Here is a 24,043-nt window from a genome sequence, read left to right on the forward strand (position 1 = left end):
GCCCGGACGACGTGGCCTTGTGCCGCGCCATCATCAGCATGGCGCATGCACTGCGCATCCGGGTGATTGCCGAGGGCATCGAGACCGAGTCGCAGCACGACATCCTGCTGGCTGCCGGCTGCGACTACGGGCAAGGCCACTTCTTCTGTCCGCCGGTGGAGGCCAGCGCGTTCGAGGCCTTCGTGAGTGCCGTGACTTGAGGCGAGCGGCGTCCCAACCATCAGCGCCAATGGTGAATCCGCGAGTGCGGATTCACTCGTCGACGACGAGTCGCTTCCGGTATTGGCCTACCGTCGGCGTCCTTATCGGAGATGAGGGGCCTGTGGTTTAAGTTCCTCCCTCTCCTTGAATATGGCTCCCCGCCGCCCGCCCGCCGCCCGCCCGCCGACTCCCGATGAGCTTCAGCAGATGCTGATGCTGGACTTTCGATTGACTCTTGGACCTTCGCGGCAGACATTGGGGAGGCAGGGACACATTGATCCGGCGGAGCTGGCGCCGCGGCGCGCAGTTGTCCGTAAGGCGATCGCGGCCAGCGTCGTGCAGTCGATCTCGCAGGCCGCTAACGAGGCCGCCGCCGGTGAACTGGCCGCCTTGCGGGCCGAAGCTAGGCTGCAAGCGAGCGAGGCGCAAGCGCAGCGCGACCAGGCGCGGGCCGCGGTCGTGGTGGCCGAGTAGAAGACAGCCGCTGTGCAGGCCGAGCGCGACGCCGCGCAGCAAGCGCACGTGGCGCTACAAGGCGAACTGGTAGCCGAGCGCCAGGCTCACGCAGCCACGCAGGCGCGCCAGGAGGAGCGCGTACGCCAGGTCGCGATACTCGATCGGCAGTTGCTGGAGCTGCATACCCAATTTTCGGCGGACCTGGAGCGCACCCGCGAGCAGGTGATGGTGGCACCGGAGCGCGCCAGCGCCACCGAGCGCCGCGCGCTGCGCGAGATCGACCAAGAGCGCACGCTGCGGCAGAAGGCCGAGCAGGCGGTCGCGGACCCGCGCGCGGAGCTGGCGGGCATGCAGGCGAGGGCGCAAGACGCCGCCGTGGCCGCCGCGGAGGCGCGGGCGGGTCGCGAACAAGGGCGGATAAGGGCGGATAAGGGCGGGCCTCGCGGGCGAAACGGCATCGAAACTAGCCCCGGATCCAGGCCAAAGGCGGCGTAGCGGGCGATAGGTCAGGAAGAACAGGTAGTTTGGAGCGGTGAGCGTGCCTTATTTTCTCTGTTCTTGAGAAGAAAGATTATCAAGAACAGAGAAAAATGATGCAATGTGTACTAAACGGAAACGTTCGGCGAATTTGTGATGCAAGCGCAACTACTTGTCACGTCTGAAAGTTAGTGGGTTTTGTCTCAGAGTTAGTGGGTTAAATTCTCAAAGTTAGTGGGTAAAAGGAACGGCCGGCGGGGCGCCATGCCAAGGCCGGCAGACGGGCAGGAGGATGCCTCTTGAGCAGTCCGCTCCCATATTTCGGAGGTGCGTGCAGAACTACTGATTGTTCGCTGTTGCTCTCGATTGCTCGCGCAATTCAGCCCAGTATGTTTCGCGAGCAATGCTTGCTGTCGTTGGCCACGGCCATAACCGCGCGAACGTTCTCTGCCAATCCGGTTGCCAGGAGACCTGGCTGCACCGCATGCACGGAAAGGCTGATGGCGATAGGGTCGTATGCGCGAATAAGTTCCAAAGCCGCGCCTCGAGTCCCGACAAGAAATGGGGAATGTCCCCTGTTTGGGCGGACTTGCGTACGACGCTCGATGTGACGAAGCAATTCGTCCTTCCGCTGGAATCTAGCAGACTTGACTGCCTGTCCGGCAAGTTCATAGACGTCGTCAACTCGTTCGCCTGATACTGGGCCGCCGGCGCCTTTGCAATGATAGAGCGATATGGTTAGGCGATTTCCAGGGATCACGTTTCCGACGATAAAGTCAGCGGCCTCGCCTGATCGATGGTCATAGATGATGAAGTCAGCCGCAAGGACACCGGTGAGATGACCTTGAAGAAATCTCTGTACGGTCATTCGGTCGGGATTGGCGGTATCAAACTCCACATTGATCTCGCAGCCCGTCCAGTCGTGAGGGACCAAGCTTTCAGGGCGGATAGCCGTGCGAGCCAGTCTCCGCTGCAGCGTACCGTAGACGAAGGATCTCCGCAGACGGAGCGGCGATATCCCGGAAAATTCGCTGTCTCCTTGACTAGGGCTGCTCAGATTCGGAATTCCTTTTGCTGAGGTCGAACGCCTGTCTCGCCTTTTCAATGGCCGGGAGATGCGCGATGGCCCATAGGCCGAGTGCTTCCACAGGTGTCCTTAGCGAGTGGCCGAGGGAGGTCAATGCATTCCTCACTTGTCCGGCGCATACTTCGCCGCATCCCGTGATCCCAAGGCGCCGAACGACGCAGCGCTTCTGCGGGATATTGAGTTGGGACGCGCCATCCTGGAAGAATTCCTGGCGGTCGACGTGGTGGTCATTGGTGTCGCATTTTACAATTTCAGTATCGCCAGCCAACTGAAGGCTTGGATCGACCGCATCGCCGTCGCGGGAAAGCCCTTTCGCTATACGGACAGAGGTCCAGAAGGGCTCGTGACCGGCAAGCGCATCATCCTGGCCGTTGCACGTGGCGGGTACTATGGCCCCGGTTCGCGCAACGCGGCACTGGAGCACGCGGAAGCCTATCTCCGGAGCGTATTCTCGTTCGTTGGCGTGTCCCAGCTCGAAGTGGTCGCCGCCGAGGGGGGTATCTGCCGGTGCTGAACAAAGGCAAGTCGCTATCGAGCAGGCACAGCGAAAGATAGGCGATCTGCTCCCGACCTGAGTGCAACCAAGTCGTCGGGCCGGGGGGGCAGGGGGGCCAGGGGAAACGGCGAGACACGATGGCAGTTGTCTCGCCATCGTCGTCAGAATAGCTTGATCAAACGGATCTGGGTCATGCTCCCGACCTTTGCATTGCGCGAACTGGTTGTCGCCATGTATTGCAACGTCAACGCAGCGTCAATGCCGGGCACCATCGCGGTATAGAACGCACCGGCATTGAGGGATCGGTAGCGGCTTGGGCCCCAGGGGTTGTTCGAGTCGTCCTGGTATTGTTGAACGAAGACAGTGTGCAGTCCGAGCACGCCAATCCCGGTCTTGTATGCCGCCGCGCCTTCCAATCCAATCCAGTTTCCGCTGCGGAGGTCATTGTCCCGATTCTTCGTATTCAGGCCCAAGGTCACCTTTGCCGCGATGGCGATGTCCGGCGTCGGCAGGTAGGCCACTTGCACCGACGGCCGCAGCGTGTAGAAATTACCGGTGCCTATGTCGGGTGCAGGCGATGCGTTGTAGCGCCCTGTCGGAATGACGAGGGATGCGCCCAGCAATACGCGCAGCTGTTCGGTCGTATAGAGCCAGCCGCCTTGCAACTCCAGGTCGCCGATGCCCGATACGTCGCCACTGGAACTGGCTGCTTCGCCGGCGAGGCTTGACTGATATGTCGCGCCGAACTGGCTGGCGATGGCCTGCTGTGCGGCCGCGGGGACCGCGGGGTTCGCCTGCACGGCTGGCGTTGCGGCAGTAGCCCTGACCGATTGGGACTTGACGCCATACGGCAGAACGCCGCCGAATGCGAAGCGACCGCCGCCATAGTCCGCGTTGGTAATGTAGCCAATGCCGAGGTTGAACAGCTTGAAAGTGCCTGAGGCAGGGATCTGGGCGGTATTGGCGCCATACGTGGGATACGCCGTCACGGGGGTAGGGGATGGAAGTGGAATGGCGCCACCGGGGATTGGCTTCGTCAGTGTGTTGCCATCGTTGCCGGTCACCTTCCTGATGTCGATGTAAGTCGCTGCGACACCAACTGCGAGCCCGGCGGCATCCGGGGGGGTGAACATTTCCCCTCCGATGCTGCCTGCGACGTTGTACCGCACCTGAAAGTCTTCTCCGGCATGTGCGGTCATGCTTGCAAGGCAAGTGATTGCCGCGATGGAAAGGCAATAAGCAGAAGTCTGCAACACAAGGGTCTCCTCCTTGTTATTGAAGCGGCGTAAAAGAAGCCCCGCCCGCAGGCGCCATGAACTGGCGCCAGAAGGTTTGTTGTTTGTTATCTGTCTGCGGGGCGACGGGTGCCTTCAGGCAGCCTTGGGGAGGCGTATGTCGAGGCGTACCTGCGGCGGATCGATCAAATCAAGGGCGCGCTGGAGGATGTGCTCGGCTTGAGAGGCCGGGCCTTCGGCGAGCACGCATCGATCCGGGCGGACCACCACCATCCAGTCGAGCGGGGCCACGCGGGGCAACACGACCTCGTCCAATGCTTCAAGGCGCCGGCCTTTGGGCGCGAGATGCTGCGCCTGGGCACGTTGGCACCATTGCCACACCTTGCCGCCGGCGAGGGACCAGCGGACCATGAGCTCGGACGAGAGGCGCGTCGCGGGGTCAAAGCCAAATCCGATGACTGCACACTCAAGCCCCAGGCAATCGTCGCTAAGTGTCGGGATTCCGCATTCTGCCGGTCGGACCCACCCCTGTGGAAAGCTCGAACCGGCACGCAGCTTCTCGGTGCCGCGCACGCGCACAAACAGGCCTTTGTCGAACGTGTTTGCGGGCTTCACTTTCAGGTCTTCGAACAGGGCACGGCCGCGCGGCAACAACCTTATCGCGCTCATGCATCCGTGTATGGCGAGTGCGGCAGCTCTGTTGCGTGGCATGACAAGTGCTCCAAGAAAGCGCGCCAGGTTGATGATCTTCCTTGCGTGAGGCCGGCGTTCCTGATCATAGCTGTCGAGAATCTGCTCGCTCGCCTGACCGCGTAGCACCCACGCCAGCTTCCACCCAAGGTTTGCCACGTCTCGCAGGCCGGCCACCAATCCTTGCCCGGCAAAAGGAGGCGTAATGTGAGCGGCATCACCGGCCAGGAAACATCGGCCTTTCGAGAACGATTTGGCTTCACGTGCGTGAAACCGATACACGGCGGTGCGTTCTATCTGGATCTTGTCTACATCGCACCACGGCGCGAGCAGCTTGCGCACCGATTCAGGCCGCTCCATTTCCGCAGCGCTTTCGCCCGGCTTCAACATGAACTCCCAGCGCTGGCGGCCTCCTGGGGCGACCATATGCGGCGTTGGCCGTGCCGGGTCGCAGACGAACTCGCAATGGTCAATGGGATTCGGCACGCCAAGCGCGTCGACAATCAGCCAGTCCTGCTGGAATGTGCGGCCCTCGAAATCAAGCCCCAGCTCACGCCGGACCAGTGAACCTGCGCCATCGATGCCCACCATGTACTTGGCCCTGATCTGCAGGTCGGAGGCGCCAGCTGATTTCACGACGGCATGCACACAATGACCGTCATCGACGAAGGACTGGAGTTCAGTCCCGAGGCGAACGTCGACGGTGGGGTGCGCTGACAGCTTCTTGCGCAGCACGGCCTCCAGCTCTGGCTGGTAGAACGTGACGAGCGTCGGATGGCCGTCGACAATTCTCGCGCTGTTGATGCGCGCAAAGCGGCCGAACAGTGGCGAGCGGTATTGCACCTTCGGAATCGCCACCGTGGCGAATTCTCCCTCCGCTACGCCCACGAGCTGCAGAATGCGCAGGGCCTCGTTGTCCAGCGCGATTGCGCGCGGTTTGGCAAAAATCTCCGTGGCGCGGTCGATGGCCAGGACGCGGATCCCGTAGCGGCCAAGCAGGTTGGCCAGCGCTGCCCCCACCGGCCCCAGTCCAACAAGCAGGACATCCGTATCGAGCATGTTCCCCTGCGGGGTCTTCGTGGTGTCCGTCATCATTGCTCCTGCCATGCGGGAATCACGGGATAGCGGGCTACCAGTGCTATCGCCGCCTCACGTGACGCGACCGGACCGGAGATATCGGCTATGGCACCGCGCTCGGGGCAGAGGCGGGCCTTGACGCGGGTGTCGGACATACTATGCTCGGCAAGCGCCGCCTGGATGACGTGCTCGATGGTGAGCAGCCGCAGGTCCGGCTTGGAGACCTTGCCGACGGCGGTAAGGGGCAGTGCTGGCATGATTTCGATGCGCACTGGCACCGCCGCACGCTCAGGAATCCTCTCCCGCGCGTATGCCATCAATGCTTCGGTGCAAGCTTGTGCGCCTGGCCTGAGTACCGCGAAGGCTACCGGCAATTCACCCGCATGGGTGTCAGGCTGTCCGACCGCAGCGACCATGGCGACTTCGGGGTGTGCGGCGATCGTATCCTCGATCATCGACGGATCGATGTTGTGGCCGCCACGGATAATCAGGTCTTTCGCGCGGCCGCACAGCGTTAGAGATCCATCCGCGTCAAAGCGGCCCAGGTCGCCCGTGTTGAACCATCCGCCCTCGATCCAGATGCCACGGTTGTCGGCTTCCCTTAGGTAGCCGGGAAACACATTGGGGCCGCGTATGCCGATCACGCCGGTCGTACCGGCTTCGGCAAGCTCGGCGGGCCTGCCGTCTGCATGTAGCTTGAACAGCTTCAATTCCTGATACGGAATGCGGATGCCAACCGTACCCGCCTTGGGCGCGGCTTGTGGCGGGTTGACGGTCGATACGCAACTACCTTCCGTCAGGCCATATCCCTCGTGGATGCGAACACCAGTGAGCGTTTCAAACTCGTGTGCAACCTGACTGGGTAGCGGCGCGGCACCACAGAGGACGTGGCGCAAGGTCGGGATCCCGTCCGCAGGCAGCGGCCTGGAAAGCAGTGCCGTCAGGATGGTTGGCACGGCGGAAAACGTGGTGGCCCCAAATCGGTTGGCAATCTCCCAGAAGGCGTCCAGCATGCCCGGCGTCCGATACCCGCCTGCTGTCAGCATGACGATTTCCGAACCGCTGTGAAGCGCACCGAGTCCGGTCACCATGGCGCCATTCACGTGGAAAAGGGGCAACCCCGCCAGCATCACGTTATGCCGGTCGTCAATCCTTTGAAGGATCCATGCCATCACGGCTTCGTTCAGGTGACTGTGCACGGCCACCTTGGGATACCCGGTGGTGCCACCCGTATGAAAATAGGCGCACGGCTCGGTGGGCGTGAATCGCCGCCCGCTGATCAGCCGCGTACTGTCGGATTCGGCCAGCGCGTCATGGAAGTCAAGCACCTGCACGCCGGGGCGGGTCGGCATCTTGCCGCACGGGATGTGACCGCCGGATCCGGTACGCCGCCCCATCGCGGCCGTCGGGTCGACCTGCAGGATCGTCTCGACCCGAGGCAGCCTGTCCGCGACTTCCACGGCTTTTTCCCAGATACCCCCTTCCGTGGTGGGCCCCAGGGCGATGACAACCTTGGCTCCCGTCTCTTCGCAGATCCGGGCAATGTAGCTGGACTCCAGCATCGGGTTGATCGGGCTGGCAATGCCGGCAGCCTCGGCGCCCCATAGTGCCAGGTGGCTCTCGATCAAGTTCGGTAACAGGATGGCAACCGGCACGCCCGACCTCACGCCGAGGCGGTGGAGTGCATTAGCGGCGCGATGGATGCCTTCCAGCAATTCTGCATAACGGGCGTCGCGCGTCGGCGCGGAGGCGCTGCCATCCAGTAGTAGCCGCAGGGCCACGCGTTCCGGCCAGCGCTCGCAGGCGGTCCGTAGTACATCGTAAGTGTTTGTGGCGCGGATTACGTACTGCCAGGGCATCCGTTCGATCTGTTCCACGTCCTCCAGTCGCCTGACGACCTCTGGCATGGCGCTGATTGCAAGGCTACTCATAAGACTTCACTCTCATTCCAAATACTGCGATGGGATGTGCCACATGTTTCGTCGCCAACTGGCGTAGTCGTCATGCTGGGGCGATAACGGTGGTCTGCTCGCCCAGGTCGATGGTGCCGTCATCCGTGCGAATCGAGGCCCGGATGCTATCGCCGGGCCGAAGGTAGGCGGGATTGGTCATGCCGCGGCGCACAAACATGCGCCATTTGCCGGCGTCGCTGAGAAAGTGTTTCGCCAAGAACATGGCGAGCTTTCCCGGCGCGCGCGCCGCGCAACCGGCAGGCGTACCGGTGGCGATCAGGTCGCCTGTGTGAACGTCGTGCATGGATGCCAGTTCCGTCAAGGTTGAAGCCGGCGCGTGGATCATATCGGCGCAGTAGGCGTCCTGCCGGGGCTGTCCGTTGACATCCAGGCGCATCCGCAATTCCGGCCAACGTTGCCACTCTTCCGATGTCAGCAATATGAGCCCAGGGCCAACAGGCCCGAAGCCGCGATAGCTCTTTCCCTTGTAGAACTGACCCTGCGGCAATTGCACGTCACGCGCCGACAGGTCATTGACGATGGTCACGCCGCCAAGCCAATCACCGAGAGCGTCGGGGCTGACCTTCACGCCAGGTTGCAAATCCCGGCGCAGCACCAGCCCGAGCTCGATCTCGTAGTCGAGCAGCTTGACGTGGGCTGGGGAGGCAACCGGAGCATCCGCGGCCGTGATGCATGAGGATGCCTTCGTGAAGATGGTGTTGAAGGGAAAATTCTCGACACGCAGACCGGATTCCATGACGTGGCTGCGGTAGTTGATGCCTTGGCAGAGGAATTGCTGGTTCTGCGTGACGGGTGCGAGAAGCTGCACGGCCTCGCGCGGAATCGTTGCCTGCGCCGCTGGCACTTGCCAGATGCTTTGCCAGTGTTTGGCAAGCAACTCGCCTGTGGTCGCGGCGTTGGCCTGCAACGGCGCGATGCGTGCGCCAAAGAGAATGCCCCATTGCGGGCCATCCGTATGGATATAGCGAATTACGGTACGAGACATGATGCTTCCTAGGGAATTGCTTAGTTCTAAAGCCAGGGTCTGGCGGGTGCACCCAGCGCCGTTTCGATCAGCTTGAGCCGCGCCGGCGTTATCGCCTTGCGCCGTACCAGCCTCAGCACCTTCAGCACATTGCGCAAAGTCTTTCTTGGCTTCATGGAAGCCGGTGCGTCGGCGCCCCAGGCCCAGATGCCGCCGAAATCAAGCGGCGAGTAAGCGGTTTCGAAATCCGCGGTGAACAGGTCACCATCGGTGTAGTGCTCCAGTTCGAAGCCGTCCGGATCGCGCCAGTAGTCGAACAACTGGCTTCCCAGCAAATGCCGCCCGATGCCCCACATATGCGAATGGCCTTGCGCACGCAGCACCTGTTGACCTTGCCCGAGCGCATCGAGATCGATGACTTCGTACGCGCTGTGCTCGTATTTCTCTTCGATGCCACCCACCAGTACGAGGGTGTGGTGGTCGGCTGGCGCCTGGCCAAGGTCGAGCCGGCAGAAGGCCAGGTTGGGACTGCCATCCGCGAGGTACTGCACATCGGTCGGAATGACACCCAGTACGGTCATGTACCACGCCGCCATGGCGGCAAAGTCCACGGTTTGAAATACAACATGACCCAGCCGGACAATACTGGCCGGCTCAATCGGGGTGCGAACAGTGCGGTTGACTCGCGGCGCATGTTGCGCCGTGTTGGTCAATGTCATGGGTGGGCGCATGGGCAGCGCTTCGACACGCTGCTGGCCTTGCACGAGCCAGACACTGCGCCCGGAAGGATCGAATAGCTCGACACCGCGCCCGCCTCCGGGAATCTGCTGGTCGGACAACCACGTGGCGCCAAAGCGATCGGAATACCGATGCAAGTCGGTATCGTCGGACATGCGAAAGGCAGGCCCAACGAAGCGGCTCGCCGCCGAACGTTCGGCCACCGCAATGCAGGGGGCCGTCCCGACGCCACGGGCCGTGAGCCGCTCAGGCGAGTCGCTGGCCACATGCATGCCGAAATCGCGCCAGAAGCGTTCAGTCGCCGCCAGGTCTTTCTTTTCCCAGCGAAGGAACGCCAGTTCCACGGCTCTACCGAACGGCTTTGGGCGAGTGAGCCGTTGCACGCCAGGTGGCAGCCGGCTCTCCGGGTAAGACTCCGGCTGGCGGAGCATGACAGTCGATTTGGGCATGAGGTCTCCAACCGCTGAGCGGTCCGTTTGTGATTGTTTTGGATCGACGCCGTGCCTGCAGGTGCTGCCAAGGAGGTGCCACGGCGCTTGCGACGTCGGAATGCGGTGTCAAGCGACGTCTTTCATGGTTTTGATAATAGTCTATTTGTCATGATGACTAATATCTCGTTAACACCTAGATGGTGTGACAAGGTGGGTTGGTTGCAGCGCCCCGCCGTGCGCAAGGTGCGGGGCGTTTCACGTCTAGCCGCCAAGGGGTGCACTCCGCTTGCAATATGAGCCGCAGTTTCCCGATACACATTCGCCACGCCCCCCAACTGCCCGGGCGCTGGCACCTTTGTTTCGGTGCGGCCGCTCAGGACCTTGGCTCTGGGCTGCATGCTTTTCCTGAACGCGGGAGAGTCGGGCGCTATCTATCTCACGGCGGCCTATCAGCTGGCATTGGCGCATGATCTGCCGAGCCTCGCTGCAAGTGATGCACTCACGGCGGGACGGGAGATGGCTGTGCGGAGGGCGACGCCTTGCTGCGTCTCCGCGTAAGCCTCCAGGCGGCACTCGACAGGATCAACGATTGTTCGTCCGGCAACCCGCCGGCCGACCTCGCGCCGTTGGCATCCAACGATTGTTCGGGAACTGCGCGGCAGGCCGGCGTGATGCTGATTCAGCCGCTGTAGGACTTGACCGCTGCGATCGCTTGCGGCACGGCAGCCTGACCATCACGTTTGCCGACAACCAGGCGGTGTGGCGAGTCAGCCTGGTCACGCTCTTGGTCAGGCGATGCCCTTCACAAATCTGGCTATGTCGCTCACACCTAGTCGGTGCGATATGCCGGGTTGGTCCCCGCGCCACTGCGCTGAAGGTGCATAACGGCACATTCAGGGCACATTTAGCGACTAAGCGACTCCACGCCGACTGCTATATCGGCAGCGGTTGCTGCGAGGATTTCCCGATACGCATTCACCACGCCCTCCATCTGCCCGGGCGCGGGCACCTCTGTTTTGGTGCGGCCGCTCAGAACCTTGCCGTCCGGCAGTCGCCGCACGGTCCAGGTGATGGTCGCCGCTGCCCACTTGCCCACATTGGCGTCGAGGTTTACCACCTCGGTCGTTACCCGAAAGGCCGGCTGCGTCGCCGACAGGCCGTGCTGGTAGACATCCAACGCGTCAAGCGTCGATTGCAGTTGCTGCGACAGTGCATCGCGTAGCTCGTCGGGCAATGGGGACGTCCAGCGCGATGTGTCGAGCAGCTTCACCTCCCCGCTGGTGCCGTCACGCACCACCAGCTGAATGCGGTTCAACCGCTCGGGCACGCGCACCGGCGTGACCTCGATCCATAACGGTTCGCTGCGACGGCTGGCTCGCCCTGTCACGGCCGGCGCGGCGTTGGAGCGATTGGCAGCCAGCGTGTAGTAGCGCGCCTCGGGTGACGCGCAGCCGCACATCATGGTCGTGGCCGCGGCGGCCAGCGTAACAAACAGCGTCATACGTTTCATCATTTCTCTTCCCTCTTGCCTTGCAGCAGTGCTTCGGGATGCCGCTCGAGATAATCGGTCAGCGTGCGCAGCGAGACTGCCGTTTGCGTGAGTTCCTGCATCATCCGACGCGTATCCTGCTGCAGCGATGCGTCGGGCGCGAGCGCGCCATTGGCCGTGGCGAGCGTGCGGCGCACATCCTTGAGCGCGGCGAGCACTTCTGGTGCCACATCGCCATTGACCTGTGCCACGAGCTTGTCCGCGTTGACGAGCATTTTGTTCATAGACACCATCGCCGTGCGCGCGTCCTGCCCGATCTGGTCGAACGGCACTTTACCGATCTTGGTCACAATGTCGCCAAGCTTGGCTTGCAGTTCGTCGAAGGTGCCCGGCGTGGTGGGGAACTCAGGCAGCGACCCGTTCAGGTCCAGATCAGCCGGCAGAGTTGCCTTCGGAAAGAAATCGAGTGCCACATAGAGCTGGCCTGTCAGCAGGTTGCCTGTGCGCAACTGCGCACGCATGCCGCGCTGTACGAGGCTATGCACGATGGCGAGCTTGCGCGCGTCGTCAGCCACGTCTTTCTCGTGCAGACCCATGCGAGACGGATAGAGTTCCACCACCACGGGCATGCGGAAGGCCTTCTTGTCACGCTGGTATTCGATACCGATCGAGCGCACTTGCCCGACGGTCACACCGCGGAAATCGACTGGCGCACCTGGAGACAGGCCGCGCACGGACTGATCGAAGTTGAGCACTGCCAGTGCGGGGGCGAGTTCCTCCGGCTCTTTCATGGCTTCCGATTGGTCCGCCGCTAGCAGGAACTCGGTGTTCTCGGCGGCTGTGGCGTGGGCAGTCGAGTGCTCCGGCGCCTGGAAGGCCAGGCCACCAAGCATCACGGTGACCAGCGACTGCGTGGACAACTTCAGCCCGTTCGCATCGAGCTTGAGGTCGACGCCGCTGGCATGCCAGAAGCGCGTATCGGCGCAGACGAGCTTGTCATAGGGCTTGTTGACGAAGATCCGCAGCGTGATGTCGTGGCCGTTCGGCTCGAGTTGATACGCTACGACATGGCCGACCTGCACGCGACGATAGTAGACCGGTGAGCCGATGTCGAGCGAGCCCAGGTCTTGCGCACGCAGCACGAACTGCCTGCCTGAGGCGTCGGCAGTGACAGTCGGCGGGACTTCGAGCCCGGTGAAGCTACGCGTCGTCTCGCCTGACTTGCCGGTATCCACGCCGATATATGCGCCCGATAGCAGCGTCTCGAGCCCCGACACGCCGCTGGTTGCAAAGCGAGGCCGCACCACCCAGAAGCGTGTGTCGGCCACGGCGAAGGTCTCCGCGTCCTTGGTCAACGCAATCGTCGCGATCACATGCGAACGGTCCGCTGCCAGCCGTGCCGTCTTGACCAATCCGATATCGACGTCCTTGTAGCGCACGGGGGTCTTGCCCGGCGTCAGGCCTTCGGCGGTGCGAAATGTGACGGTGATCTCGGGCCCGCGCGATGCTAGCGTGTTGATCAACAACGAAAGCCCGACTACCGCCGCAACGAGGGGGATCAGCCAGACGAGCGAGGGTAGCCAACGCGCGCGAGGCTTGCGCCCGGGCTGCGGTACACCGTGAGGTGGGGGATGATTAGTGTGTTCTGGCATGATCGGAGTGCGGAAATTCGATGGGGGGAGGCGACGTCTCAAGCGCATCCCACAGCAGACGGGGATCAAAGCTCAGTGACGCGAGCATGGTCAGTACGACAACCGAGGCAAAGGCCAGGGCCCCGCCCCCGGGCGTAATCGTGGCCAGCGCCCCGACCTGCACCAGCGAGGCCAGCAGTGCCACGACGAAGATGTCGAGCATGGACCACCGGCCGATGACCTCGACCAGCGCGTAGAGCCGGGTCTGTTCTCGGATGCGCCAGGTCGATCTGCGGCGCACCGATACCAGCAGCAATGTCAGGATCATCATCTTCAGCAGCGGGACAACAATGCTGGCGATCAGCACCACGAGCGCCAGCATGTGCGAGCCGGACAGCCATAGATAGATCACGCCGGACATGATGGTGTCGCGCTGTGTACCGAGAATTGACTGCGTCACCATCACCGGGAGCAGATTGGCTGGGATATACAGAAGGTAAGCGGCCAACAGGAAAGCCAAGGTGCGCGACGCGCTGGCTGGCTTGCGATGATGTAGTACGGCGCCGCAGCGGGGACACGGTCCGGCCTCGAGCGTCATCGGGCTGAGCCGGTCGCAAGCGTGGCATGACAGCAGTCCGCGCGAAGCAGCGGTAGCGTAAGGCAATTGAGTCGCGGTCATGTTGCGGCGTCCGGCGAGCAGGTTTGTATGTCATCTGCACCGTTCGCATCGAGGTGATGCCACAGGTCGCGCGGATCAAAGGACAGGATGGCGGCAAGTACGACCACGAGGGCACCGAATGACCAGAGCGCGACGCCAGCAAGCACCTGCGCTATGGTCGACAGCTTTACCACCGTCACCAGCACGCCGATCATGAATACCTCGATCATGCCCCACGGCCGCGTCAGGAGAATGCCGCGCACAAGGCGGTCGAATCCGGGGGGCATGCGGTGCTGCGCCATTGGCACGAGCAGGTAGCACATCATGAGTAACTCGGCCAGCGGAAGCAGGATCGTCGTGGCGAACACGAGCATCGCCACCGGCGACATGTCATGCGCGTAGAGTGCTTGCACGGCGCCCCATAGCGTGGTCTCCACGCGCGAGCCCTTGAGTTCCATAGCGACAATCGGGTACGCGTTCGAGATCATGAACAGGATCAGAGCGGTCACAACGAGCGGCAGCAGGCGGCGATAGGCAAGTGAACTGTTGCGATAGAGCGCACCGCCGCAGCGCAGGCAGGTGGCACGTTCGCCCGGTTGCAGTGTCACGCGCATATGGAGTGCGTCGCAATGCTCGCACGCAACCAGCCGGTGCATGTCCTGTGGTGGATCTGGCGGCGGGAGGTGGTTCTGATGCACGACGTGTCCTGGGATGGTTATCGGCCTCGTTGCATGAGGCAAGCAGTGCGTCGAGCGCACCGGAATCTTTCGAGATTCCCGCATTCTGCTACAAAATGACTTGCGTGTCATCATGACAATAAGTATCTTATAGGGAATGCAACGGGCACTTTTGCTGAAAAACACCTCCTTGTCCCACCGTTTCCAGCTGTATGCAGGCTCTTTCTTTCCTCAGAACGCTGTCCATGAAAGTTGTCTGCGAAGTCGAAATTCGCGATGGCCTGCCGCATGACATCTTTGCCGTGGCCGAACGGCTGGTCGTCGTGGCACAGACACTGCACAACGCTGCGCACTCGGTGCGCAGCCGAGGACGGCACTGAGCTTGTTCGTATCAAGGAGGGCGGGACGTGGCCTACGCCATGGTGTCGGCGTTGCAGCGGCGTATTGATATAATCATCCAATCACATAAGGTCCTCAAATTGAAGATGCCTGCCGCCCCTGATCTTAAAGACCATCGCCCTCGCGTTGCAGCCGAACGGCGTGCACGGATGCGCATGCGTCTCATTGAAAGCGCGATGATCGTCTTTGCGCAAAGAGGTATCGGAGTCAGCGTGATTCCGGAAGTCATCGCGGCAGCTGGCGTCTCACAAGGTTCCTTCTACAACTACTTCCGTACTAACGACGATCTGCTGGCGGCTGTCAGCGAAGCGCTCAGTCACGACATGGTGCAAATGATCGAGAGCGTGGTCGGCAATATCGAAGACCCGGCGTTGCGTGTTGCAACGGGTATTCGCTTGTATCTGCACCTTGCGCGATCCTATCCCGTGGTGGCGCGGTTTCTTTCCGGCACAGGCTTGACCTTGGTCGGCAAGAAGAGTGCCGTGTACGAGTACCTGCCCTCGGATATCAAGGAAGGCCTGAAGACGGGCACGTTTGACGAGGCCTCGGCCGATGTTGCATTGGACATGGTGGCAGGCGCAGGGGTAATCGCCGTTCACCGTATGGCCCAGGGAAAAACGACCAAGGATTATCCCGAGCGGATTGTGCGGGCGGTGTTGCGGTCGCTCGGCGTGTCTGCATCGAGTGCCACAAAGTTGACCTCTGCGCCTTTGCCAAAGCTGGTCGTTTCGCCTGAGTCACTGCTCGAAAAGGCACAGGAGAAGCTCGCCGAAATGGCCGAGCCCTCCGACCCGCGCGCGTAGCCAACACTACGGTGCTTCGCCGCTCGCTTGGGCGAGCAAGCCATCGAACAGCACCTCACTCGCATCCAGCGGCGACTTGGATATCGCATCAGCCACCGCTTCTTCCACGCCTAAGGCGCGCAATGCCACGGCGGCGGCGAGCTCCGAGAAATCTTCGCGACACTCGGTTTCAAGCATGCGGTGCATTGCGCTCATTGCCGCGCCGGCAACGATATTGAACCCCAGGGCGATCGGCATGCGCTTGAAGCGCTTGCGTCGAACACCTTCCTCTATGTCCCTGCGGACAAACTCCAGCATATTGGGTGCCTGGTAGCCAGCCCAGCCCAGCCGGCCCAGGATTGCAGCCACACCCGGCTGGCGTATCGTAAGTATCGACGCAAGCCGTATTCCCCTGGCGATGTGCTCGGCCGGGTCGTCATGGCTGCGCACAATGGGGTCGGCGGCCCGCTCCCATTGTTCAGCAACCTTCCCGACAAGCTCCCGCACGATCGCGTCAGACGACGGAAAGTACTTGTAGAACGTGCCACGTGACACCCGTGCGGCCGAAATGATGTCGTCGATGGAAGGCGTCTCGGCGCTGTTCTCTACCATCAAGCGCATCGCACTGTTCAGCAATAGCGAGCGCATACGCTGCCGCCGCTTTGCCGCAACTCGCTGACGGTGGTCGCGAGTCTCCGACGGTTCTGTTTCAGCTGCCAATCTCTTCTGTATCGGGGTCATTGATCTGTTCTTTCCTTATGGTCAATGAGTCGGCATAGCCGCGCGCGCAGCACTTCCTGCGCCTCCGGTCTATGCCCGTCACGTCACTCCGCGTCCAGTGCTTGTCTCTGCGCGTCCACTTGCTTGTGGTCGCCACGCACCTTCTTCGTCTGATGTGGAATCCGGTACGTCATAGTCGTCCCGTTCCACTCATAAAATAAATTGTACGTCATCATGACATTCGAGTCAGTATGAGGTATATTCCGGGCTATCGGGAAGGGAGAAATCCCTAACAGGCCTGCCGTCGCTGACGCCAGCACGAGTCCGTGGAGCGCCTCGGTGGCGTGGATCTCTGATGACTCGCAGGGGAGCGACGGACCTTACTGGAGGGCAGAAATTGAACAGGAACTATCGAGCGGCAGCTCTTATCATCATCGCGGCACATCTGCTAGCCGCCTGTACACCGCACCCCACATCCGGACACGCGGACGTAAGGCCGGTGCGGACAGTGGTCGCCGGACGTACCGCCGGGTCGGTCGGCGCGACCTATTCAGGCGAGATTCGCGCGCGTTACGAAAGTCAACTTGGATTCCGCACAGCCGGCAAGATCGTCGCGCGCATGGTGGAAGTGGGCAGCCACGTCAAGCGCGGCCAGCCGTTGTTCCAGCTCGACCCCACCCAGGAGACGTTGCAGGTGGCTGCGGCGGGTGCGGAGGCTGATGCGGCAAGGGGCCGGGTAGCCCAGGCGCGGGTGGATGTTCGGCGTACCGAGCAATTGCTCGCGCAGAACTTTGCCTCGCAAGCCGAGCTGGACCAGCAGCGGCTGGCGCTCAACCAGGCGGAGGCACAACTGCGCTCTGCCCAGGCGCGCCAGCAGCTGAATGCCAACCTGCGCGGCTTTACCACGCTCGTGGCCGACCGCGATGGCGTGGTCAGTGCCATCAACGCGGAAGCCGGGCAGGTGGTCGCGGCCGGGCAGTCGATCGCTACCGTTGCGGCTGACGGCGAACGCGAGGTCTCGATCAGTATTCCGGAGTCGCGAGTCGACGAACTGCGTAAGGCGTCGATGCTGAAGATCACGGTCTGGGCGCATCCGGGCAAGTCCTGGACGGGCAAGCTCCGGGAGCTTGCGCCGGACGCGGACAGCGTCACGCGGACGTACTCGGCCCGCATTTCCATTCAGGACGCGGATTCGGATCTCCTGCGGCTAGGCATGACCGCGTCTGTCCTAGCACCCGACGTGGACGGCAACGGCGTTGTCCGCGTGCCGCTGACCGCCATTGTCGATCATGAACATGGCCGGCAGGTGTGGGTGGTTGACCCGAAGACGTCGCGGGTGATCGCGCGTGAAGTCAAGCTGGGCGCCGCGCAGAACGACAGCGTCATCGTGGTTGGGGGACTGGCGGGCGGAGAGACCGTTGTGAGTGCCGGCGTGCATATGCTGCAGCCTGGCCAGCAGGTGAAAGTGGCCGAGACGGTGTCTGTCGCCAGGGCGGGAGGTGTTAAGTGAAAGGCATCAACCTGTCCGAATGGGCGCTGAAGCACCAGCAGATGATCGGGTTCCTGCTGTTGCTGTTGTCCGTGGCCGGCGTACTGGCTTACAGCAGCCTGGGTCAGAAGGAGGACCCCGAGTTCACGATCAAGACCATGGTCGTGCAGGCGTACTGGCCGGGGAGCTCCGCGCAGCAGATGGCCGATCAGGTGACCGACAAGATCGAGCGCAAGCTGCAAGAGGTGGCGGAGATCGACTATACGTCCACCTACGTGAAGCCGGGCGAAACTCAGGTCAAGGTCAACCTGCGCGAGGACGTACCACCGGGCGCCGTGCCGGATGTGTGGTACCAGGTCCGGAAGAAGATGGAGGACATCCGGCATACCTTGCCACAAGGCACGCAGGGCCCATTCTTCAACGACGAGTTCGGAGACACGTTCGGCAACCTCTATGCCATCACAGGTGATGGCTTCGACTATGACGACCTGAGACGGATCGCGGACGCCGCGCGCAATGAGTTCCTTCGTGTCGGCGACGTCAACAAGGTCGACCTCGTAGGCAAGCAGGAACAGAAGATCTATGTGGAAGTCTCCACCGCCAAGCTCGCCTCGCTGGGGATCGACCCGGCGTTGATCGCGTCGACGCTCGCACAAACCAATGCCGTGACATCAGGCGGGACTGTGCAAACCACCGCGGAACAAGTGCGGCTGGCCGTCAGTGGCGAGTTTGACTCTGTCGAAGGGATTCGCGCCATCGGCATCCGTGCTGGCCAACGTACCTTCCGTCTTGGCGATATCGCAGACGTCCGTCGCGGCTTTGTGGAGCCTGCCACGTCGAGGATGCACTTCAACGGCCGCGAGGCGATTGGACTTGCGGTGAGCATGCGCAAGGGCGGTGACGTGATCCGCCTTGGAACAAAGCTGGAAGAAACGGTAAAACGCATCGAGTCCAACCTGCCGGTGGGCGTGCAGATCCATGCGGTCAGCGACCAGCCACGTATCGTCGAGCATTCTGTCTTCGAGTTCAAGAAGAGTCTGGCCGAGGCTGTGGTCATTGTGCTCGTCGTGAGTTTCCTGTCGCTAGGCTTGCGGACCGGACTGGTCGTTGCGCTCAGCATCCCGCTCGTTCTGGCCATGACATTCCTGGCGATGTACGTGATGGGCATCGACTTGCAGCGCATCTCGCTCGGTGCGCTGATCATTGCGCTCGGACTGTTGGTGGACGATGCCATTATTGCCGTCGAAATGATGTCGCTGAAGCTCGAGCAGGGCTGGGACAAGTTCCGCGCCGCCACATATGCGTACACGGCCACCGCCTTCCCGATGCTCACGGGCACGTTGATCACAGCTGCGGGCTTTCTTCCCGTCGGCTTTGCGAAGTCGGGCACGGGCGAATATGTGTACTCCCTGTTCCAGGTGGTGGGCATTTCGCTGGTGCTGTCATGGATCGTGGCCGTCCTCTTTACACCTTACATCGGCTTCAAGCTGTTGAAAGAGCATGCGCACGCGTCGCATGATGAGGAGGCGGTCTACCAGCGCGGCTTCTACGTCAAGTTCCGCCGCTTCATCAATTTCTGCCTGGAGCATCGAGTGTGGGTGATCGGCATCACGCTCGCTGCGTTCGTGGGCGCACTGGTGCTGTTCAAGGCAGTACCCCAGCAATTCTTTCCGGCATCCGACCGGGCCGAACTGATTGTTGACCTGTGGATGCCGAGGGCGTCGACCTTCGAGGCGAGCCAGCGCGAGGTACAGACGCTGGAAGGCCTGCTCAAGGGCGATCCGGACATCGCGGCGGTGACCAGCTTTGTTGGCAACGGTGCGCCACGGTTCTACCTGCCTCTCGATGCGCAGACGCCTAATCTGAACCTCGGCGAGATGCTGGTGATGACGAAGGGCGGTGAGGCACGGGAGCGGGCGAAGGAGAGGATCGAGAATCTGCTCGGCGAGAGATTCCCGAATGTGCGGGGCCGCGTCAATCGGCTGGAGAACGGTCCGCCTGTCGGATACCCGGTGCAGTTTCGCGTGTACGGGCAGGACAACGTCAAGGTTCGTGCGATCGGTCAGCAGGTGGCGGACATCATGCGTGAAGAGCCCCATGTGCGGCAGGTCAACCAGGACTGGGGCGAACGCATCAAGCGCGTGCAGGTCGATGTGGACCAGGATAAGGCGCGTGCACTGGGCATCAGTTCAGGCCAGATCAAGGAAGCCCTCGAGGCCTCGTTGTCGGGCACGCCAATCACGCAGTACCGTGAGGAGGACCAAGGAATCGACGTGGTCTCGCGCCTCGTCGCGGCGGAGCGCACGGACCTGAACAACCTGAAGGACGCCAAGATCTATGTGCGCGACGGCAAGTTTGTGCCGGTCTCGCAAGTGGCCCGGCTCACGCTTGACAGCGAGGACAGCGAGCTGTGGCGGCGTAACCGCGTGCCAACGTTGACCGTTCGCGCCGATATCGCAGGGGCGCAGGCACCTGACGTCACGCGTGCACTACAACCGAAGATCGACGCACTGGAAAAGGCGCTACCGCTCGGCTATGGCATCGAGATCGGCGGCGCTTACGAATCGAGTGCGAAGGCCCAGCATTCCGTTTTCGCGGTGATGCCTGTGACGATCATCGCGGTGCTCGTGCTGCTGATGATTCAACTGCAGGACATGAAGAAGATGGCGATGGTCCTGCTGACGGCACCGCTCGGGCTGATCGGTGTCAGCGCGATCATGGCCGCGTTCCGGATTCCATTCGGCTTTGTCGCCATGTTGGGCGTTATTGCCCTCGCTGGAATGATCATCCGCAACTCGGTGATCCTGGTCGTACAGATCGATCAGGACGTGGGCGCGGGCGTCGCACTGTGGACGGCCATCGTCGAGGCGGCGGTGCGGCGGCTGCGTCCGATCGTGCTGACTGCTTTGGCGGCAATTCTGGCGATGGTGCCGCTTACACACTCCGTGTTCTGGGGCCCCATGGCGTGGGCAATCATGGGAGGGCTCGCCGTTGCCACGGTGCTGACGCTCGTCTTCCTTCCCGCTCTGTATGCGACCTGGTACCGGGCCAAGCGCCCTGCGACCGTTTGATCGCAGATGTGACGTTAAGAGTAAATGCGATGAATAGAATGAGTATGGCCTTGCGGGCCGGGCAGGTGGCTTTGGGCTGCATGCTTTTCATGAACGCTGGAGCGTCGAGCGCTATCGATCTCGTGGGGGCCTATCAGCAGGCATTGGCGCATGATCCGACGAGCCTCGCCGCAAATGATGCGCTCACGGCGGGACGGGAGAAGGCTGTGCAAGGCGACGCCTTGCTGCGTCCCCGCGTAAGCCTCCAGGCGGCGCTGGACCGGATCAACAATCGGTCGTCCGCCAACCCGCCTGCCGAGCTCGCGCCGTTGGTCTCCGCTGATAGTTCGGGCACTGCTCGCCAGGCCGGGGTGATGCTCGTGCAGCCGCTGTACGACAGGAGCGCTGTGGCCACGAGACGGCAGTTGCACGAGCAATCCAACCTGGCGCAAACGCAATTCGACCAGTCTCGCCAGGACTTGGCTTTGCGGGTGGCCGAGGCATACTTCGGCGTGGTGTTGGGCGAGGAGACGCTCCGCGTGGTGCAGGCCGAGAAGGCGGCGTTGCGACAGCAACGCGACCGCGCGAAGGCACGCTTTGACATCGGCCAGGGCAAGATCACCGATCTTCATGAAGCCCAGGCGCGCCTGGATGGGGTGGAGAGTCGCGAGGTCACGGCACAATCTGCGCTCGAACAGCGACGCACGCGATTCCTGGAAACCGTCGGCATGCCGCCCGATCGGCTCAGCGGGTTGGCGCCTGGCTTCGCACCGCGGCCGCCGGAACCGGACAATCTCACGGCGTGGCAGGCAAAGGGTGAAGAACAGAGCTACCTCGTCAAGACCAGGCAGTCGGAGCACGACATTGCCGGCGCGGAAATCGATAAATACCGCCTCAGCAGTCGCCCGACCGTCGCGCTCGTGGCGCGTTATGGCGCACAAGGGCAAACCGGCAACCTGGCTCCCTGGATTGCTGGCAGCAACACCCGAACCGCGACGATCGGCTTGCAGCTCAACATTCCGTTGTACGCGGGCGGCGGACTGGATTCGCGCGAGCGGGAATCGGCCGCGAGGAAGAGTCAGGCGGAGCAGGAGATTGCCGCCGCCCGGCGAGACGTGCGTTTGAGGGTGCAGGACGGATTCCTCTCAGTGAAAACGGGCGTGTCGCGCGTTGCTGCACTCGAGCAGTCGTTGACTTCGGCGCGTAGCGCGCTCGCGGCAACGACGCTTGGCCGGGACGTTGGCACCCGTACGCAACCCGACGTACTGGATGCGCAGCAGCGCGTGTTCGCCGCTGAGCTTGACCTGGTTCAGGCACGCCTGGACTACCTCCTTGGCCGTCTGCGGCTTGCCGCCGCCGCGGGGGAACTGAGCGAGGAAACCTTGCGCTCGCTGAATGCCTGGCTCGCAGCCTGATCGCGAAATCCTATGCTAGGAGATCTGCAGCACTATTGGAGCGGCGCCTTTCTCGCCGCCAACGCGTTCATCGGGCTGAACATGGTGGGCGCGCTGCTGCTCGGCATGCTGGTAGGCTACGAGCGCTCGTACAATGGCCGCGCCGCCGGCATGCGCACCTACGGCCTCGTGTGCATGGCGTCCACGGCGCTGACGGTGTTCGTCGGCCACGCGCCGCTCTGGTACGGCGGCGCCACAGCGCACATCCAGGCAGACCCGACCCATACCATCCAGGGCGTGGTCACCGGCGTCGGCTTCCTCTGCGCCGGGGTCATCATGAAGGACGGCATGCGCATCCGCGGCCTCACGACCGCGGCATCCATCTGGGCTGCCTCGGCCATAGGCGTGTTGCTCGGCGTTGGTTTTTATGCCGCCGCGTTGCTGCTCGCCGTGCTATGCGTGAGCTCGATGTCTCTGTTGCACCGACTTGAATCCAGGCTTCCGGGGCGCACGACGCTGGATGTGTCTCTGACTTTCCAACCCGGTGAAGCGCCGGATCTCGATCTACTGATCGACAGGGCAAAGTCCCGCGGCTATCGCGTGCTGCACGACAGCCTGACTATCACGTTTGCCGACAACCAGGCCGTGTGGCGAATCAGCCTGGTCGCGCCGGACAAGGCGCGCGCACTATCGCCGGCAGGACTGGCGGCCGAGATGGCTGCAACCCAGGGTGTCTCCCGGTTCAGTATCGTGCCGGTGCGCAGTTGAGCAGGGTAGCGTCTTGGCCATCGCCGCCGCACCGCGCAGCGCATCTGACGCACGTTTTCCAGTCCGCGCTGGACGGCATCACGTCTCCATATGCGCATTAACTGTGAGACAAATCGTGCCGTTCGCCCACTAACTTTGAGAATCCTGCTCAGCTTGTTTGAAACTCGGCAAGCTAAGTCATTGATCCTTTGTACACCCGTTGCCTAATAGATTTGAGACGGAACAGTCACGTCTCACGGTTAGTGGGTTTTGTCTCACAGTTCCTGGGTCCAGTTCTGGCGAGCCAGGAACCCGTGCGGTCCGAGCCGTGCGAAAAGGCGTACCATCAGGAGGTGATCGAGCGCTAGGTTCGTCCGTGCCTGAGCGTGTTACGCCTCCCCAGCCAAGTGGTCCTGCCATGATCCTGTATCACACTGACCCCGATTCCCCGGTCGTCGAGATTTCCGTCGAAGGCAAAATCACTGACCGCGATCTGCGCGAAGCCATCGAGCGCCTGCGAGGGGATCTCGAACTGAACGGCAAGACCCGCGTGCTCGAACGCATCGAGCATTTCACCGGCATCGAGCCAAAGGCACTGTGGACCGACCTGACGCTCGGCGTTTCCGTGGCCCGCAAAATCACGCGCGCCGCCGTGGTGGCCGACGCGGGATGGATCCACGCCTCGATGCATCTGGCGCGGTTCTTCACGAAGGCCGAAGTCAAGGTGTTCCACGTCAACGAGCTGGATCAGGCGCGCGCCTGGATCAACGCCTGAGCGCCGCCCGGCGAATCTCGTATCGTCCCAGGCTATCGCCGAGTTGGGGCCAGCCCGCATTGCGAGCTAGGTCACGGATCGATCGGTAGGGGACATGGACCCCGCCAAGCGGCCCGGCACTGAAATGCCCGTGTCAGGTGTTGTCCTCATCCCGCAAGCGCTCCGGATCCATCACGCGAATGCTCCGGAATGCGATCTCGATCAGCCCGCGCTTCTCCAATTGCTTCAGGAGCTTATTCAATGTCTGGCGGGACACACCAATCATCGCGGCAAGATTGACCTGCGAAACCTTCAAGGTGACGGGACCGCCTTGAGGCACCAGCGGGCGCTGCAACAGCAGGAGTTCCGCCAGCCTCGCGCGTACGCGAGCCTCCGGGGCCATCAGTTTTGTATCTGAGATATAGCGA

General features: G+C 62.2%; 23 protein-coding genes. 11 read left to right on the forward strand and 12 right to left on the reverse strand.

Annotated features, from left to right (window positions below; genetic code table 11):
* The 3 genes from AC1RQK_RS36730 to AC1RQK_RS36740 form a co-directional block, all read left to right on the forward strand.
* Window positions 1-200: EAL domain-containing protein (locus AC1RQK_RS36730; RefSeq protein ID WP_492814313.1), on the forward strand; the 200-nt coding region annotated here is incomplete at its 5' end.
* 208 nt (window positions 201-408) lie between these two features.
* Window positions 409-675 (forward strand): hypothetical protein, encoded by a 267-nt coding sequence (locus tag AC1RQK_RS36735; RefSeq protein ID WP_492814315.1) that lies wholly within the window; start codon window positions 409-411, stop codon window positions 673-675.
* Between the two features lie 48 nt (window positions 676-723).
* Window positions 724-1,152 (forward strand): hypothetical protein, encoded by a 429-nt coding sequence (locus AC1RQK_RS36740; protein ID WP_492814317.1) that lies wholly within the window; start codon window positions 724-726, stop codon window positions 1,150-1,152.
* Between the two features lie 361 nt (window positions 1,153-1,513).
* Here AC1RQK_RS36740 and AC1RQK_RS36745 read toward each other — a convergent pair whose 3' ends face one another.
* A complete protein-coding gene (locus AC1RQK_RS36745) occupies window positions 1,514-2,032 on the reverse strand; it encodes a hypothetical protein (RefSeq protein ID WP_492814319.1) in 519 nt (172 codons plus the stop codon).
* A 295-nt stretch (window positions 2,033-2,327) separates the two neighbouring features.
* Here AC1RQK_RS36745 and AC1RQK_RS36750 point away from each other — a divergent pair, with 295 nt between their 5' ends.
* Window positions 2,328-2,735 (forward strand): FMN-dependent NADH-azoreductase, encoded by a 408-nt coding sequence (locus tag AC1RQK_RS36750; RefSeq protein WP_492814321.1) that lies wholly within the window; start codon window positions 2,328-2,330, stop codon window positions 2,733-2,735.
* A 143-nt stretch (window positions 2,736-2,878) separates the two neighbouring features.
* Here the strand turns inward: AC1RQK_RS36750 and AC1RQK_RS36755 are convergent, their stop codons facing one another.
* The 9 genes from AC1RQK_RS36755 to AC1RQK_RS36795 form a co-directional block, all read right to left on the reverse strand.
* Window positions 2,879-3,973 (reverse strand): transporter, encoded by a 1,095-nt coding sequence (locus AC1RQK_RS36755; protein WP_492814323.1) that lies wholly within the window; start codon window positions 3,971-3,973, stop codon window positions 2,879-2,881.
* 114 nt (window positions 3,974-4,087) lie between these two features.
* Window positions 4,088-5,737, reverse strand: coding sequence for a bifunctional 3-(3-hydroxy-phenyl)propionate/3-hydroxycinnamic acid hydroxylase (locus tag AC1RQK_RS36760; RefSeq protein ID WP_492814325.1), 1,650 nt, complete (start codon window positions 5,735-5,737; stop codon window positions 4,088-4,090).
* Window positions 5,734-7,596 carry an acyl-CoA synthetase gene (locus AC1RQK_RS36765; protein ID WP_492814327.1) on the reverse strand — a complete coding sequence of 621 codons (1,863 nt, stop codon included), beginning with the start codon at window positions 7,594-7,596 and terminating at the stop codon, window positions 5,734-5,736. Before AC1RQK_RS36765 ends, AC1RQK_RS36760 begins: the two co-directional genes overlap by 4 nt.
* A 124-nt stretch (window positions 7,597-7,720) precedes the next feature.
* On the reverse strand, window positions 7,721-8,599 hold the full coding sequence (locus AC1RQK_RS36770; protein ID WP_492814329.1) for a fumarylacetoacetate hydrolase family protein: 879 nt from the start codon (window positions 8,597-8,599) through the stop codon (window positions 7,721-7,723).
* 104 nt (window positions 8,600-8,703) lie between these two features.
* Window positions 8,704-9,843, reverse strand: a complete 1,140-nt coding sequence (locus AC1RQK_RS36775) for a VOC family protein (protein WP_492814331.1) — start codon at window positions 9,841-9,843, stop codon at window positions 8,704-8,706.
* An 886-nt stretch (window positions 9,844-10,729) separates the two neighbouring features.
* Complete coding sequence (locus AC1RQK_RS36780) at window positions 10,730-11,338, reverse strand: PqiC family protein (protein ID WP_492814333.1); 609 nt, start codon at window positions 11,336-11,338, stop codon at window positions 10,730-10,732.
* On the reverse strand, window positions 11,335-12,966 hold the full coding sequence (locus tag AC1RQK_RS36785; protein ID WP_492814335.1) for a PqiB family protein: 1,632 nt from the start codon (window positions 12,964-12,966) through the stop codon (window positions 11,335-11,337). The genes AC1RQK_RS36780 and AC1RQK_RS36785 overlap by 4 nt, the downstream gene beginning before the upstream one ends.
* Window positions 12,950-13,624, reverse strand: a complete 675-nt coding sequence (locus AC1RQK_RS36790) for a paraquat-inducible protein A (protein WP_492374898.1) — start codon at window positions 13,622-13,624, stop codon at window positions 12,950-12,952. The genes AC1RQK_RS36785 and AC1RQK_RS36790 overlap by 17 nt, the downstream gene beginning before the upstream one ends.
* On the reverse strand, window positions 13,621-14,259 hold the full coding sequence (locus AC1RQK_RS36795) for a paraquat-inducible protein A (protein WP_492374925.1): 639 nt from the start codon (window positions 14,257-14,259) through the stop codon (window positions 13,621-13,623). Before AC1RQK_RS36795 ends, AC1RQK_RS36790 begins: the two co-directional genes overlap by 4 nt.
* 266 nt (window positions 14,260-14,525) lie before the next feature.
* Between AC1RQK_RS36795 and AC1RQK_RS36800 the strand changes: the two genes are divergently transcribed.
* Window positions 14,526-14,660 carry a hypothetical protein gene (locus AC1RQK_RS36800; protein ID WP_492374899.1) on the forward strand — a complete coding sequence of 45 codons (135 nt, stop codon included), beginning with the start codon at window positions 14,526-14,528 and terminating at the stop codon, window positions 14,658-14,660.
* A 27-nt stretch (window positions 14,661-14,687) separates the two neighbouring features.
* Complete coding sequence (locus AC1RQK_RS36805) at window positions 14,688-15,482, forward strand: TetR/AcrR family transcriptional regulator (protein WP_492814338.1); 795 nt, start codon at window positions 14,688-14,690, stop codon at window positions 15,480-15,482.
* A 6-nt stretch (window positions 15,483-15,488) separates the two neighbouring features.
* On the opposite strand, the gene AC1RQK_RS36810 is transcribed toward AC1RQK_RS36805, so the two are convergent.
* The gene (locus AC1RQK_RS36810) at window positions 15,489-16,202 is read right to left on the reverse strand and encodes a TetR/AcrR family transcriptional regulator (protein ID WP_492374901.1); all 714 of its coding nucleotides are present in this window, start codon (window positions 16,200-16,202) and stop codon (window positions 15,489-15,491) included.
* A 487-nt stretch (window positions 16,203-16,689) separates the two neighbouring features.
* On the opposite strand from AC1RQK_RS36810, the gene AC1RQK_RS36815 reads away from it, so the two are divergent.
* The 5 genes from AC1RQK_RS36815 to AC1RQK_RS36835 all read left to right on the forward strand — a co-directional run bounded on the left by AC1RQK_RS36815 (window position 16,690) and on the right by AC1RQK_RS36835 (window position 23,636).
* Window positions 16,690-17,691 (forward strand): efflux RND transporter periplasmic adaptor subunit, encoded by a 1,002-nt coding sequence (locus tag AC1RQK_RS36815; protein WP_492374902.1) that lies wholly within the window; start codon window positions 16,690-16,692, stop codon window positions 17,689-17,691.
* Complete coding sequence (locus AC1RQK_RS36820) at window positions 17,688-20,741, forward strand: efflux RND transporter permease subunit (RefSeq protein ID WP_492374903.1); 3,054 nt, start codon at window positions 17,688-17,690, stop codon at window positions 20,739-20,741. The genes AC1RQK_RS36815 and AC1RQK_RS36820 overlap by 4 nt, the downstream gene beginning before the upstream one ends.
* A gap of 38 nt (window positions 20,742-20,779) precedes the next feature.
* Window positions 20,780-22,135 carry a TolC family outer membrane protein gene (locus AC1RQK_RS36825; RefSeq protein WP_492374904.1) on the forward strand — a complete coding sequence of 452 codons (1,356 nt, stop codon included), beginning with the start codon at window positions 20,780-20,782 and terminating at the stop codon, window positions 22,133-22,135.
* 12 nt (window positions 22,136-22,147) lie between these two features.
* The gene (locus AC1RQK_RS36830) at window positions 22,148-22,882 is read left to right on the forward strand and encodes an MgtC/SapB family protein (protein WP_492374905.1); all 735 of its coding nucleotides are present in this window, start codon (window positions 22,148-22,150) and stop codon (window positions 22,880-22,882) included.
* Window positions 22,883-23,279: 397 nt separating this feature from the next.
* Window positions 23,280-23,636 carry a SpoIIAA family protein gene (locus tag AC1RQK_RS36835; RefSeq protein ID WP_492374906.1) on the forward strand — a complete coding sequence of 119 codons (357 nt, stop codon included), beginning with the start codon at window positions 23,280-23,282 and terminating at the stop codon, window positions 23,634-23,636.
* Window positions 23,637-23,769: 133 nt separating this feature from the next.
* Here the strand turns inward: AC1RQK_RS36835 and AC1RQK_RS36840 are convergent, their stop codons facing one another.
* Window positions 23,770-24,018, reverse strand: a complete 249-nt coding sequence (locus AC1RQK_RS36840) for a Crp/Fnr family transcriptional regulator (protein WP_492374907.1) — start codon at window positions 24,016-24,018, stop codon at window positions 23,770-23,772.
* Window positions 24,019-24,043: the final 25 nt, after the last annotated feature.

The organism is Cupriavidus sp. GW822-FHT02D05, from assembly GCF_058802485.1.

Coding starts and splice junctions, on each gene's coding strand:
- AC1RQK_RS36760 (WP_492814325.1), bottom strand. CDS start 5,737: ATGATGACGGACACCACGAAGACCCCGCAGGGGAACATGCTCGATACG.
- AC1RQK_RS36840 (WP_492374907.1), bottom strand. CDS start 24,018: ATGGCCCCGGAGGCTCGCGTACGCGCGAGGCTGGCGGAACTCCTGCTG.
- AC1RQK_RS36795 (WP_492374925.1), bottom strand. CDS start 14,259: ATGCACCGGCTGGTTGCGTGCGAGCATTGCGACGCACTCCATATGCGC.
- AC1RQK_RS36835 (WP_492374906.1), top strand. CDS start 23,280: ATGATCCTGTATCACACTGACCCCGATTCCCCGGTCGTCGAGATTTCC.
- AC1RQK_RS36775 (WP_492814331.1), bottom strand. CDS start 9,843: ATGCCCAAATCGACTGTCATGCTCCGCCAGCCGGAGTCTTACCCGGAG.
- AC1RQK_RS36810 (WP_492374901.1), bottom strand. CDS start 16,202: ATGACCCCGATACAGAAGAGATTGGCAGCTGAAACAGAACCGTCGGAG.
- AC1RQK_RS36790 (WP_492374898.1), bottom strand. CDS start 13,624: ATGACCGCGACTCAATTGCCTTACGCTACCGCTGCTTCGCGCGGACTG.
- AC1RQK_RS36780 (WP_492814333.1), bottom strand. CDS start 11,338: ATGATGAAACGTATGACGCTGTTTGTTACGCTGGCCGCCGCGGCCACG.
- AC1RQK_RS36800 (WP_492374899.1), top strand. CDS start 14,526: ATGAAAGTTGTCTGCGAAGTCGAAATTCGCGATGGCCTGCCGCATGAC.
- AC1RQK_RS36830 (WP_492374905.1), top strand. CDS start 22,148: ATGCTAGGAGATCTGCAGCACTATTGGAGCGGCGCCTTTCTCGCCGCC.
- AC1RQK_RS36825 (WP_492374904.1), top strand. CDS start 20,780: ATGAGTATGGCCTTGCGGGCCGGGCAGGTGGCTTTGGGCTGCATGCTT.
- AC1RQK_RS36785 (WP_492814335.1), bottom strand. CDS start 12,966: ATGCCAGAACACACTAATCATCCCCCACCTCACGGTGTACCGCAGCCC.
- AC1RQK_RS36735 (WP_492814315.1), top strand. CDS start 409: ATGCTGATGCTGGACTTTCGATTGACTCTTGGACCTTCGCGGCAGACA.